This is a genomic window from Marinobacterium lacunae (genome assembly GCF_000705555.1).
Taxonomy (GTDB): Bacteria; Pseudomonadota; Gammaproteobacteria; order Pseudomonadales; family Balneatricaceae; genus Marinobacterium_D; species Marinobacterium_D lacunae.
Genome location: NZ_JMQN01000018.1, coordinates 191,432 through 205,067, shown reverse-complemented (window position 1 = coordinate 205,067; position 13,636 = coordinate 191,432). Strand labels below are relative to the sequence as shown.

At 55.7% G+C, this 13,636-nt stretch carries 8 protein-coding genes; 7 read left to right on the top strand and 1 reads right to left on the bottom strand.

The annotated features are described in order from the left end of the window. Positions 1–10 precede the first annotated feature (10 nt). From ADIMK_RS07770 to ADIMK_RS07760, 3 genes are all read left to right on the top strand, one after another. Positions 11–1,378, top strand: coding sequence for a sigma-54-dependent transcriptional regulator (locus ADIMK_RS07770; RefSeq protein WP_036185893.1), 1,368 nt, complete (start codon positions 11–13; stop codon positions 1,376–1,378). Between the two features lie 265 nt (positions 1,379–1,643). Continuing rightward, a complete protein-coding gene (gene acs, locus ADIMK_RS07765; protein ID WP_036185892.1) occupies positions 1,644–3,599 on the top strand; it encodes an acetate--CoA ligase in 1,956 nt (651 codons plus the stop codon). Between the two features lie 214 nt (positions 3,600–3,813). Then, positions 3,814–4,479 (top strand): response regulator transcription factor, encoded by a 666-nt coding sequence (locus ADIMK_RS07760; RefSeq protein WP_036185889.1) that lies wholly within the window; start codon positions 3,814–3,816, stop codon positions 4,477–4,479. Positions 4,480–4,541: 62 nt separating this feature from the next. Here ADIMK_RS07760 and ADIMK_RS07755 read toward each other — a convergent pair whose 3' ends face one another. Next, positions 4,542–8,474, bottom strand: a complete 3,933-nt coding sequence (locus tag ADIMK_RS07755) for a hybrid sensor histidine kinase/response regulator (protein ID WP_036185887.1) — start codon at positions 8,472–8,474, stop codon at positions 4,542–4,544. 316 nt (positions 8,475–8,790) lie between these two features. Between ADIMK_RS07755 and ADIMK_RS07750 the strand changes: the two genes are divergently transcribed. The 4 genes from ADIMK_RS07750 (at position 8,791) to ADIMK_RS07735 (ending at position 13,443) form a co-directional block, all read left to right on the top strand. Continuing rightward, positions 8,791–9,051, top strand: a complete 261-nt coding sequence (locus ADIMK_RS07750; RefSeq protein ID WP_036185885.1) for a DUF4212 domain-containing protein — start codon at positions 8,791–8,793, stop codon at positions 9,049–9,051. A gap of 24 nt (positions 9,052–9,075) precedes the next feature. After that, complete coding sequence (locus ADIMK_RS07745; protein ID WP_036185884.1) at positions 9,076–10,845, top strand: sodium:solute symporter family protein; 1,770 nt, start codon at positions 9,076–9,078, stop codon at positions 10,843–10,845. Positions 10,846–10,992: 147 nt separating this feature from the next. Then, positions 10,993–12,810 (top strand): putative nucleotidyltransferase substrate binding domain-containing protein, encoded by a 1,818-nt coding sequence (locus ADIMK_RS07740; protein ID WP_036185882.1) that lies wholly within the window; start codon positions 10,993–10,995, stop codon positions 12,808–12,810. 3 nt (positions 12,811–12,813) lie between these two features. Next, the gene (locus ADIMK_RS07735; RefSeq protein WP_036185876.1) at positions 12,814–13,443 is read left to right on the top strand and encodes a 3'-5' exonuclease; all 630 of its coding nucleotides are present in this window, start codon (positions 12,814–12,816) and stop codon (positions 13,441–13,443) included. Positions 13,444–13,636 lie beyond the last annotated feature (193 nt).

Genomic DNA, 13,636 nt, shown 5'->3' with positions numbered 1-13,636 from the left:
GATGACGAATATGAGCCCCTGTGTACTGATAGTGGAAGATGATCTGGAGCTGCGCGAGGCACTGGCGGACACGCTGGAGCTGGCCGATATCGCCTATCTGTTGGCGAGTAACGGAGATGAGGCGCTGGAGCTACTGAAGCGGCAGAGTGCGGATATGGTGGTGTCTGATGTCAACATGCCGGGTATGGATGGTCATGAGCTGCTTAAGCAGCTGCGCCAGACTCACCCCGGTATGCCGGTGGCGCTGATTACCGCCTTCGGTCAGGTGGAGCGTGCAGTGGATGCAATCCGCAATGGCGCTGTCGACTACCTGATGAAGCCCTTTGAACCCGAGCAGCTGATCGAGTTAGTGCGCAGCCACGCTGGAGGCGCACGGGTGGAGGGTCAGAGGGAGGCGCCGGTGGCGGAGTCCCCGGGAAGCCGGCAACTGCTACAGTTGGCGCAACGTGTGGCGCAGACTGATTCGACAGTGTTGATTACCGGCGAGTCGGGTACGGGCAAGGAGGTGCTGGCGCGCTACATCCACGATCATTCAGGCCGTGCGCGTCAACCTTTTGTCGCCATCAACTGTGCAGCAATACCGGAAAACATGCTGGAAGCGACGCTCTTCGGGCACGAAAAGGGCGCATTCACCGGGGCCTATACGAGCGCGCCCGGCAAGTTCGAGCAGGCCGACGGCGGGACACTGCTGCTGGATGAAATCAGTGAGATGGACCTCGGTTTGCAGGCCAAACTTCTACGAGTGCTACAGGAGCAGGAGGTCGAGCGTATCGGGGGGCGCAAGACGATTTCACTGGATGTGCGTGTGCTGGCCACCAGCAACCGCAAGCTGGAAGATTACGTGGCCGAAGGGCGTTTCCGCGAGGATCTCTACTACCGGCTGAATGTGTTTCCCCTTCAGTGGCAGCCGTTGCGAGAGCGGCGTGAGGATATTGTTCCGCTGGCCAAGCGGATTCTGCTGCGTCATTGCAACAAGATGAAGCGTCCGCGCGCGCAGCTGACCGCTTCGGCAGAGGCCGCATTGCGAGACCACGGCTGGCCCGGCAACGTGCGTGAGCTGGACAATGCGATTCAGCGCGCACTGATTCTGCAGCCCGCTAACTTGATCGATACACCAGACCTGCATCTTGCCGGAGGTTCCATACCTTTGGGCTCGGCCGAGCGTGCGAGGCCTGCAGTTACTGCTGAAGAGGTGCTGTCGGAAGAGGCTGGTGGGGTATTGGGGCAGGATTTGCGTCAAAGGGAGTATCAGCTAATTCTGGATGCGCTCAATGCCTGCAACGGCAGCCGAAAGGATGCTGCCGAGAAGCTGGGGATTAGCCCACGCACCCTGCGCTACAAACTGGCGCGGATGCGGGAAGAGGGGATCGAATTCTAGTCAGTCATGAATCGGCAGCGATTATGACTATACTGCGAGGTGCGGTGACGGGAATTTAGAAAGTATGTGAGTGTTTACAAACTCGAAAGCCAGCAGTTCTTTAGTCTAACAATCGATAGACCAATGTCTAATTCAGGGATGAAGTGCCGCTCAAGTATAACGTTAAGCAGGTTGAGTCTACTCACACGGCCGCATTCAAGAGCAACAATAACAGGCCGTTCCGCGAACCGTATAACAACAAATTTCCAAGGCTAGGGGCATCACAATGAGTGAAGAGAAAGTCTACCCGGCAGATCCGGCGTTCGTTGCCAACGCACATGCCGACAGCGAAAAATATGCTGCCATGTACGATCAGTCGATCAACGATCCGGATACCTTCTGGGGCGAGCAGGGTAAGCGACTGGACTGGTTTAAACCGTACGCCAAAGTCAAAAATACCTCCTTCGATCCGCATAACGTATCGATCAAATGGTTTGAGGACGGCACGCTGAATGCCTCCTACAACTGTCTGGACCGTCATCTCGAAACACGGGGCGACCAGGTGGCCATCATCTGGGAAGGCGACGATCCCAGCGAAGATGAAAAAATTACCTACCGCGACCTGCATGAGCGTGTCTGCCGTTTCGCCAATGTGCTCAAGGCACAGGGCATTGAAAAGGGTGACGTGGTCACACTGTATCTGCCGATGATTCCGGAAGCGGCCGTTGCCATGCTGGCGTGCGCACGCATCGGTGCCGTGCACTCCATCGTATTCGGCGGTTTCTCGCCGGAGGCGCTGGCTGCCCGTATCGAGGGTGCCAAATCCAAGTTGGTTATCACTTCCAACTACTCGCTGCGCGGTGGCAAGGTCGTTCCGCTGAAAGAGAACGTTGATAAAGCGTTGAAGCACCCGGGGGCTGCGGCCTGTGCCGAGAAGGTTGTGGTCGTCAAGCGTGTCGATAAAGACGTCGCCTGGGATGACAGTCGTGACCTGTGGTACGAAGAGGCTGTCGCAGCAGCATCGACTGACTGCCCGGCAGAAGAGATGGAAGCGGAAGCGCCGCTGTTCATCCTCTACACTTCCGGTTCTACCGGTGCTCCGAAAGGGCTCAAGCACACCACTGGCGGTTACATGGTCTATGCGTCCATGACCCACCAGTATGTCTTTGACTACCACGAAGGTGACATCTACTGGTGTACCGCTGACGTGGGTTGGGTGACCGGCCACAGCTACATTGTTTACGGACCGCTGGCCAACGGCGCGACCACGGTGATGTTCGAAGGCGTGCCGAGCTATCCGGATAACAGCCGTTTCGGTCGTGTTATCGAGAAGCACAAGGTCAATCAGTTCTACACAGCACCTACGGCTATTCGCGCGCTGATGCAGCAGGGTGAAGACGTATTGGGTGACTCCGATCTGTCGTCTCTGAAACTGCTTGGTTCAGTGGGTGAGCCGATCAACCCGGAAGCCTGGGAGTGGTACAACCGCGTAGTCGGCAAGGGTAAGTGCCCGATCGTCGATACCTGGTGGCAGACGGAAACCGGCGGCATCATGATCGTGCCATTGCCGGGCGCGACGGCTACCAAGCCGGGCTCTGCGACCCGTCCGTTCTTCGGTGTTCAGCCGGCTCTGGTGGATAACGAAGGCAATGAGCTCGAAGGTGCCACCGAGGGTAACCTGGTGATCAAGGACTCCTGGCCGGGTCAGAGCCGCTCCATCTGGGGCGATCATGACCGCTTCGTTCAGACCTACTTCACCAGCTTCAAGGGCTACTACACCACAGGTGACGGTGCCCGTCGCGATGCGGACGGTTACTACTGGATCACCGGTCGTGTGGATGACGTGATCAACGTCTCCGGTCACCGCATGGGTACGGCAGAGGTCGAATCCGCACTGGTTGCGCATCCGGCTGTTGCCGAGGCAGCAGTGGTGGGTTACCCGCACGAACTCAAGGGACAGGGTATCTACGTCTATGTCACCCTGCAGTCGGGCTTCGAGCAGAGTGATGAGTTGATGAAGGAACTGCGCAATTGGGTGCGTTCAGAGATCGGCCCGATCGCTTCGCCGGATCTGATCCAGTTCGCGCCGGGTATGCCGAAAACACGTTCGGGCAAGATTATGCGCCGTATTCTGCGCAAGATCGCCGAGGATGATTTCGGTGCGCTGGGCGATACCTCTACGCTGGCCGATCCGACAGTCGTTGACGATCTGATCGAACATCGCATGAACCGCAAGGGTTAAATACACGGTTCGATCCCCCGTTATTTAGGGGCGATCTTAAAAACGCCCCGGTGCTTCGGCATCGGGGCGTTTTTTCGTTATTTTTCCGTATACTGCAACTCTAGAGTGTCCAGTTTCATTATCAGCAGTGTGGGTTTCCTGATATGATTCCGGACCAGTTATATCTGGAATCAGTTTGAGATCCCGCAGGGGTCGCAGGCAGAGGGGGATTCGCATGCAGCTGGCCCAGAAAATCATAATCGCCGACGATCATCCGCTATTTCGAGCGGCTCTGAAGCAGGCGGTCACTCAGGCCGTGCCCGGTGTCACCATTCTAGAGGCTGACACGCTGGCAGCGGTACAAGAGACGGTGGAGGCTCACGTTGACGCCGATCTCGTACTTCTTGATATCCATATGCCCGGTGCTCAGGGCTTCTCGGGGTTGGTCTTTTTGCGCGGGCAACATCCGGGGATTCCGGTTGTGGTTGTATCCGGCAGCGAAGAACCTCAGGTGATGAAGCGCGCCATCGATTTTGGCGCGTCCGGTTTTATCCCGAAGTCCGCTCCGCTCGAGGTAATATCCGAAGCGATTGCAGCGGTGCTGCAGGGGGATGAGTGGTTACCGCAGGAGATTTCTGACAGTCTGGACGATCTGGTAACCGAAGAGGATCAGAAGTTTGCTGCCGCCCTGGCGTCACTGACGCCACAGCAGTTCAGGGTGCTGACCATGCTGACGGAAGGCTTGTTGAACAAGCAGATTGCCTATGAGCTGAGTGTGTCGGAGGCTACCATCAAGGCTCATGTCACGGCGATTCTTCGCAAACTCGGTGTTCACAGCCGTACGCAAGCGGTTATCGCAGCTCAGCGTCTGGGTGTCGAACTGCCCAAGCCCGCCGTCTGAATTCGACATAATGAAGTGAAAAAGGCGATATTCAGGAGCATCGCCTTTTTTGTCGTGATTACTCAGGTGCGTGCGGTGGCGATCAACTTATTGATCAGCGCGCGCAGTGCTGCGGGTTTTACGGGCTTGTTCAACAGGTGCGCACCGGCGTCGCGAATCTTCTGAGTCACCTCGTCAGTTCTGTCGGCGGTGATGACGATCGCCGGCACTGGTTTGCTCCAGCAGGAAGAGAGTTGTGCCAGTGCCATAAGGCCGGTCTCGGTTTCCCCCAGGTGGTAGTCGGCAAGGATGATATCCGGCACCCAGTCGCTGTTGTCGGTCACATCCAGCGCAGCAATGCCTGATAGTGCAGTACGCACCTCGCAGGACCAGCCCTGAAGCAGGGCGGACATCCCTTCCAGAATCTTCGGCTCGTTGTCGATGACCAGAACCCGTATGCCGTTGAGCCCTTTGCTGCGAATCCAGCCCCGATGTTCTGGTTTTGGCCGCTCAGCTCGGCTGGCATCGCCCAACGGAACAGTAATGCTGAACACGGTGCCCTGGCCCGGCCAGGAGCGCACGCTGATGTGGTGGCCCAGCATGCGGGCGATACGTTCGGTAATCGCCAGTCCCAAGCCAAGCCCCTTGACCTCGCTGTGTTTGGGGTTGTCGATACGACGGAACTCTTCAAACACCTCGCTGAGCTTGCTCTCGGGGATGCCGACGCCTGTATCCCACACTTCGAGTCGCAGCTGATCGCCAACGTGACGGGCACCCAGCAGTACCTTGCCTTTTGCCGTGTAGCGAATGGCATTGGACAGGAAATTTTGCAGCACGCGGCGCAGCAGCGCCTGATCAGAATGCACGACCTGTTTGCAGTTGACGTGGTGGAAGTTCAGTCCCTTCTCCTTGGCTACCGCTGTGAATTCTGTGGTCAGGTTCTGGAACAGGGCATCCAGTGCGAAATGACTAAAGTTAGGTTCCAGCGCACCGGCGTCCAGCTTGGAAATATCGAGCAGGGCGGTGATCAGCTCCTCGGCGGCTCTCAGCGCGTTGTCAAGGTTCTCCACCAGCTGGCTGGTTTCGGGTTGGTGGCTTTGCTGTGCCAGTGCCGAGGTGAACAGGCGCGCCGCATTGAGCGGTTGCAGCAGGTCGTGGCTGGCAGCGGCCAGGAAGCGGGTTTTGCCCAGGTTGGCCGCTTCCGCGTCGGATTTTGCCTGTCTGAGCTCATCCTCCATCAACGCGCGTATGGTGTTTTCCTTGCGTAGCTCTTTGTTTACAACCGATAGCGCATGGGTACGCTCACGGACGCGCTGTTCAAGATTTTCGTTGGTTTCCTGTAGTGCGATCTCGGCGTTACGGCGTTCGGTTATGTCCTGATAGAGCGTGAAGTAGCCTAAAACATCACCATATTCACCGATATGCGGTATGTATGTGACCTCTGCATAACGGGTTGAGCCGTCGCGCGTGGGCATGCGCGTTTCAAAGCGCTGGCGCTCACCCGCGAGCACTTTGCGTATATAGTGCTGACGCTGCTCGTGTTCATCCTTGGGCAGGATCTTGTGTGAGGGGGTGCCGGCAATGGTGTGCCGGTCGATCCCAAACGCGTCGGCATAGGCCTTGTTGACGAACAGAAAGTTGCGGTCGGGGTCCAGATAGGCGATCAGAACCGGCACATTATCGGTGTATATCCGTACGTTTTGCTCACTTTCGCGAAGTGCCTCCTCGGTGCGTTTGTGCTGGGTAATATCCATGTAGGTGTTGACGTAGCCGCCGTTGGGCATCGGGTTGCCGCGCACTTCGAGTACGGTGCCATCCGGGCGGTATCGTTCGAGTCCATGAGGTTGGCCTGAACTGAGCAGAGAGAGGCGTTCGGCTACCTGTTCGTCGATGCTGCCGCTGCTCATGCCGTATTCGCCGCGTACGGCGTTGTAGCGAAAGATCTCCTCGATAGGTCGACCAACGCAGACCAGTCCGTCCGGATAGTTGAACATGTCGATGTAGCGCTGGTTCCAGGCTACCAGTCGCATGCGCTGATCAACCACGCTTATCCCCAGGCTGATGTTCTCGATGGTGGACTGCAGCAGCGAACGGTTAAACCTGAGCGCCTGGGAGGCCTCGTCTACGATGGCGACAACATCGCCGATCTCCATCTCCTTGCCGCGCAACGTTGAGTCCATGACGATGCGGGCTGAGGACGAGCCGATTGCGCCGGCAAGCAGGCGCTCGGTGTACTGAATAAGCTCGGGTGTTGCCTTGCTGCCGGGCAGGGCTGGCTCCTCTCCGCGCTGCAGTGCGAAACCGGTAAATGCATGCTGTGTGCGGCTGATGCCAAGGAAGCGCTCTGTAAGCATCTGGAGATCGCCTACCGTGACCTGGCTGGTCAGGCGGCCGGGCTCTGAGAAGCCTTTGGCGTGTACGTTGGTGAACGCGCTTGCTTGAATACGGTCGACAAGGCGTTGACTGGTCAGCATCGAAATCAGCACGTACAACACGGTGTTAAGGCTAAGGCTCCAGAAGACGCCGTGGCTGAGTGGATCAAGGAAGGAGATACCGAACAGCGATGTTGGCGAGATCCACTCCGGTGTCATCCAGCTGCTTTCGAGTAGGTAGGTCGGTATCAGTTGGGCGGTCTGCATAGACGGCAGTACAAGGGTATACAGCCAGAGCAGGAAGCCTGCACACAGACCTGCCAGGACACCATGCCTATTCCCGCGTTTCCAGTAGATACCACCGAGGATTGCCGGCAGGAACTGGATGGCGGCCACGAATGCGAGCAGGCCGAATGATGCAAGAGAGCCCTGTTCACCGAGTATGCGGTAGTAAAAATAGCCCAGTAGAAGCAGCGTGATAATGGTCACGCGGCGCACCCGTAGCAGTAAGGCGCCCAGATCCGAGGACTCGGACAGTCGCAGCTGGGGAATGCGTAGCAACACCGGAATGACAATGTCGTTGCAAACCATGGTTGCCAGCGTGATGCTCGCGACGATCACCATGCTTGTCGCTGCCGATAGTCCACCGATAAAGGCAAATGTAGCCAAGTATTCCCGGCCTTCGGCCAGCGGCAGCATCAGCACGAAGGTATCGGCATCTACTCCGCTTTGGCCGAAGTAGTTCAAGCCGCCGGTGGCAATCGGCAGGACGAATAAAGAAAGCAGTAAGAGGTAGAGCGGAAAGACCCAGCGGGCGGTGCGCAGATTTTGGCTGCGGGTGTTTTCAACGATAGTGACATGGAACTGGCGGGGCAGGCAGATGGCGGCGCCGCAGGCCAGCAGCACTTCCGTCAAAAAACTGCCACCGAACAAAGAGCTGAAATTGGCGTTGTCGCGCAGCTCCAGTTTGATGTTCTCGACCAGGCCGTCAATGCCACCAAAGAGACCGAAGGTGACGAAGAGACCGATGGAGAAAAATGCCGCAAGTTTGATGATCGACTCGAACGCCACCGCGAGCACCAAGCCCTCATGGTGCTCTGTGGCATCGATGTGGCGTGTCCCGAACAGAATGCCGAAGACCGCCATCGCAAGGGCTACGAACAGAGCGGTATCGCTGCCTTTGCTCAGCGCTTCGGTGGCGCCCGGGGCCAGTGCGTTGTAACTGATCGCGACTGCTTTCAGCTGCAGTGCGATGTAGGGAATCGTGCCCAGTACGGCGATGATGGTGACCAGGACGGCAAGAGACTGGCTCTTGCCGTATCGTGAGGAGATGAAGTCCGATATCGACGTGATGTTCTGCTGTTTGCTGATCAGGATGATCTTTTCGATGATCCGCCAGGCAAACAGAAAGACCAGAGCAGGTCCCAGATAGGTGGCCATGAACTCCCAGCCGGTGGAGGCAGCCCTGCCGACAGCGCCGTAAAACGTCCATGAGGAGCAGTACACGGCTAGCGATAACGAGTATACCCAGGGGTTGCTGGCCCACTGTTTGCCCGCACTGCTTTTGTCGCCGTAATAGGCCAGCGCGAACAGTAGGCAAAGGTAGCCAAGGGAGATCAGAATGATGGTCCAGCCCGATAACATGTCGACACTTTCCGCTCATCAAAGAAAATTCATACTGCCAGTGTAACCTGCCCTGGCTGCTCGAGGGAGTCGAGGGACGCAATGCCCGAGAACTTCGCTAATAAATACCCTAAGACCTTGGTCTAGGTTGTTTTTTCCCCGGTCGCCGCACTATTGTGAGGCTGACGCCACTGGCGTGTGGGGTTGCAGCGCTTAGGGCCGGATTGTAGACAATATGAGTCAGACTAAAGTCGGGGATTTTATCTCGCGGCGCCTTTGTTAGATTCATCGTGTCTGCTTCCATGTCTTGAATAAAAACAATAGAAAGGATGGTGCCATGTCTAGCAACATCAGTAATGCGCAGGCTTATTGGAAAGAGAACCTGCGTATCATCATGACTTACCTTGTGATCTGGTTTGTCGTCTCCTACGGGTGCGGCATCCTGTTCGTTGACGCTCTGGATAAGATTCAGTTCTTCGGCTTCCCGCTGGGGTTCTGGTTCGCTCAACAGGGTTCAATCTACGTCTTCCTCGGGCTGATCTGGGCATACGTGTTCAGCATGAACAAGCTCGACGAGAAGTATGACGTTCACGAATAACAATAAGTACGAAGGACGCTCACTATGAGTCTTGATCTGCTCACATACCTTTTCATCGGGGGGTCGTTCGCACTCTATATCGGGATCGCGATATGGGCGCGTGCGGGTTCAACTAAAGAGTTCTACGTAGCAGGGGGCGGTGTACCGCCGATTGCTAACGGTATGGCGACTGCCGCTGACTGGATGTCGGCTGCATCGTTTATCTCTCTGGCCGGTATCGTTTCATTCATCGGCCGTGACGGTACCGCTTATCTGATGGGCTGGACTGGCGGCTATGTGCTGCTGGCGATGCTGTTGGCGCCTTACCTGCGCAAGTTCGGCAAGTTCACAGTGCCTGACTTCGTCGGTGACCGTTACTACTCCAACACTGCACGTACGATTGCCGTTATCTGCACCATCGTTATCTCCTTCACTTATGTGGCAGGCCAGATGCGCGGTGTTGGTATCGTGTTCTCCCGCTACCTGCACGTGGATATCAATACCGGTGTTATCATCGGTATGGCGATCGTGTTCTTCTACGCCGTACTCGGCGGTATGAAAGGTATCACCTACACCCAGGTGGCTCAGTACTGCGTACTGATCCTGGCATTCATGGTTCCGGCGATCTTCCTGTCCATGCAGGTAACCGGCCACTTCCTGCCACAGACGGGTCTGGGCGCGACTCTGGAAAACGGCAAGTCAGTTCTGACTACGCTGAACGAGCTGTCCGTGGAGCTGGGCTTTGCCGAGTACACCGCAGGCAAGAAAACCACGATCGATATCTTCTTCCTGACCGCTGCGCTGATGTGCGGTACTGCGGGTCTGCCGCACGTAATCGTACGTTTCTTCACTGTGCCGCGTGTTAAAGATGCGCGTCTGTCTGCTGGTTGGGCACTGATCTTCATCGCTATTCTGTACACCACCGTACCTGCGGTAGCCGGTTTCGGTCGTGTAAACCTGATCCAGACCATCAACGGTCAGGACAACGCAGGTGTCGAATACGCTGAAATGCCGTCCTGGTTCAAAAACTGGGAAAACGCCGGCCTGATCGCGTGGACCGACAAAAACGGCGACGGCAAAGTGCACTACTCTGCGGGCGATGCGTTCGCTGGCAAGCCTGCCTTCGGTGAAGGTCGTGGTGCCAGCGGTGAGCGTGTGACCACCAACCCGACTGAAGGTGTAAACGAAGTCTACGTAGACCGCGACATCATGGTGCTGGCAAACCCGGAGATCGCGCAGCTGCCGAACTGGGTAATCGCACTGGTTGCAGCAGGGGCTGTTGCGGCAGCACTGTCGACTGCAGCAGGTCTGTTGCTGGTTATCTCGACCGCTATCTCGCACGACTTGATGAAGAAAACCATCAATCCGAATATCACCGACAAGCAGGAACTGATGTATGCGCGACTCGCTGCAGTCGTTGCAATCCTGATTGCAGGTTACTTCGGTATCAATCCTCCGGGCTTTGTGGCTCAGGTGGTGGCACTGGCCTTCGGTCTGGCAGCCTCCTCTGTGTTCCCGGCGATTATCATGGGTATCTTCAGCACTCGCATGAACACTCAGGGTGCTGTCGCGGGCATGATGGTTGGTCTGGTTAGCACCATGACATACATCATCTACTTCAAGTTTATGGGTGGCAGTGCCGACCAGTGGATCCTGGGCATCTCTCCGGAGGGCTTCGGTACTGTTGGTATGATCCTGAACTTCGTCGTGGCTTATGTTGTGTCTTCCATGACTCCGCCGCCGCCAGCTGAAATCCAGCACATCGTTGAGGATATCCGTATCCCGCGCGGTGCCGGTACAGCTCATGCACACTGATCTCTGAATCAGTTGCTCTAAACTGAAGGGGCGCACCGGCACAGGTTGGTGTGCCCCTTCTGCTTTTTATACTGGTTAGGCCGCGCATTTCCGTTTCGGTGCAGCCTTGGTTGTAGGCTCCGTGGCGGTGTATGCGAGGAGGATCAAATGACTGATTCGTTCAAAATGGATAATGTCCCATTCAGTCTGCTGGATGAAAGTGAGCAGGCACTGGTAAGTGCCAATCTGGATCTGGGTTATTTCCAACAGGGTGAGAAGATCATCGCCGCCGGTGAAGTGCCGGAAGGTGTTCATGTCATCCTGAAGGGCAAGGTGCGTGAAAGTGAGGCGGGCGACGAGCAGCAGCACGTATTCGTGCACTATGAGAACGAGGATTACTTCGGCGGTTGGTCGGCCCTCAGGGGGCGAGCCATTCATGACTTTATCGCTGACGAGGAAACGATCTGCCATATCCTGCCGACGCGCATACTGCTTGAGTTGATGCAGAGCAATGCGTTGTTTGCCGACTACTTTCAGCAGGATTTTACCGTCAAAAGCGAAATTGCCGCGCAGCACGGCAAGGGCCAGGATATGGCCGAATTCATGCTGTCCAAGATCACCAGCGCGACCATTCGAGAGCCTCTGGTTGTCGAGCAGGGTACCTCAATCCGAGAGGCGACCCGTTTGATGCGTGAGAACAAGGCTGACTGTGTTTTAGCTCGAAAGGGCGGCCGGTATGGCATGGTAACCGGAACTGATCTGCTGGATGCGGTCGTGCTCAAAGAGCTGGATTTGGACGGCGATGTTGCAGAGATTGCGTCTTATCGACTGGTGACTGCGGATCCGGACGATTATCTGTTTAACGCGTTGGTCATGATGACACAGCAGCAGATCGAGCGTGTCGTGGTCATGAGCGGCCAATCGATGCTGGGTGTGGTCGAACTCACCGATGTGTTGAGTTATTTCTCCAGTCATTCGCATGTTATCGGCATTCGCATTGAGCGTGCATCATCGATTGCTGATCTGCGCGAAGCCGCTCAAGGGCTAAATGATCTGATCAAGGCGCTGATATCCACAGGCGTCAAGATCCGGTTCACCATGGACCTGCTTGCGGCGATGAACGGCCGTATTATTGCAAAGCTGTTTGATCTGGTTATTCCGGCCGATATGCAGCCCCATGTTTGTCTGATCGTGATGGGGTCGGAAGGGCGTGGCGAGCAGATCATGAAAACTGACCAGGACAATGCGCTGATCTACCGTGATGGACTTTCATGGTCGACCATGCAGAAGACCATGGCCAGTTTCAGTGAGCAGTTGATCTCGTTTGGGTTTCCACCTTGTCCCGGCAATATCATGGTATCGAACCCGGAATGGGTAAATTCGGTAGGCGATTGGACGCAGAAGTTGAGTGACTGGGCTGAGACCTGTGAAGGTGAAGCACAGATGAAACTCGCCATTGCGGTTGATGCCAAACCCGTGGCGGGTAACCAAGCGCTTTTCAAAGTTGCGCGTAACTGGTTCTTGCGTCATTTACGCAATAATGATGTGTTCTTCTCTCACTTTGCACGCGCTGCGATCGAGTTCGATACGCCGTTGACCTTCTTTGGCAATATCAAGGACAAGTCGGAGCTCGATATCAAAAAGGGAGGCATCTTCCCGATTGTTCACGGCGTTCGTACGCTGGCACTTGAACACCGCATATTGTCGACCAACACTTACAAGCGTATAGAGGCGCTTATTGAAGCTGGCCAGATGCATGAAAAAGATGGCAAGGAGATCGCGGAGGCTCTGTCACTGTTCGTGCAGTTGCGGCTGCGGCAGCAGATGAGGCGGGTCGAGGAGAGCGAGGATGGATTCGATCCCACGCCGAACCTGATCGAGTTGGAGCGCCTGAATAAGATGGAGCGGGACCTGTTGCGAGACGCGCTGCAGGTGGTAAAGAGCTTCAAGAAACACCTGACCTTGCGCTATCACCTGGGAGGGTAAGGCATGATCATTCCAAGAACAATAAGGCGCTTTCAGGACCGTCGCACCCATCGGAACGGCCCTTGGGCGGCGCTGTTTGAAGCCTATGGCGGTGATGAGGTGGTTTCGCTGGATTGTGAAACCACCAGTCTTGATGTTAATCGGGCCGAGATCCTCTCCATTGGTGCTGTGCGTATTCAGGGGACCAAGGTGAAGACCAGTGATCGGCTTGATCTTCGCCTGAAACCCCCGCAGAGCTTGTCGGGCGAGTCGATCAAGGTGCACAAAATTCGGGCTAGCGATCTCAGCGATGGTATAGAAATAGAAGAGGCGATGGATCTGTTGCTTAACTTTATTGGCAACCGGCCTATTCTTGGCTACTACGTAAACTACGATATTCGCGTAATCGATAAGTTTCTGCGGCCCGTATATGGTTTTGGGCTACCCAACAAGGCGATTGAGCTCTCACATGTTTATCATGACATCATCAAATGGAAACATGTGGGCGGCGATATCGATCTTCGTTTCGATACCATTGCCAGTAAGCTTGATATCCCCATTATCCAGCGGCACACGGCGCTGGGAGATGCAATAACCGTAGCGCTAATGTACGTACGCCTTAAGCATGGGCAGGCGCCTGTTAGCACTCATTAGGGGGCTTGGGCCGAATTTTAAGTGTGTCAAAAAACAAACGGGCCTATGGCCCGTTTTTTGCTTACTACTTGCGTGTAACGAATGTAAAAACGAAATTCGACGATAAATTGTCGCTTTATCGAGTGTAAAAGGTTGAAGCCAGGCGGTTGAAATCTATAATGTCAAAATATTGCCGCATAGGTTAGAGGTGTTG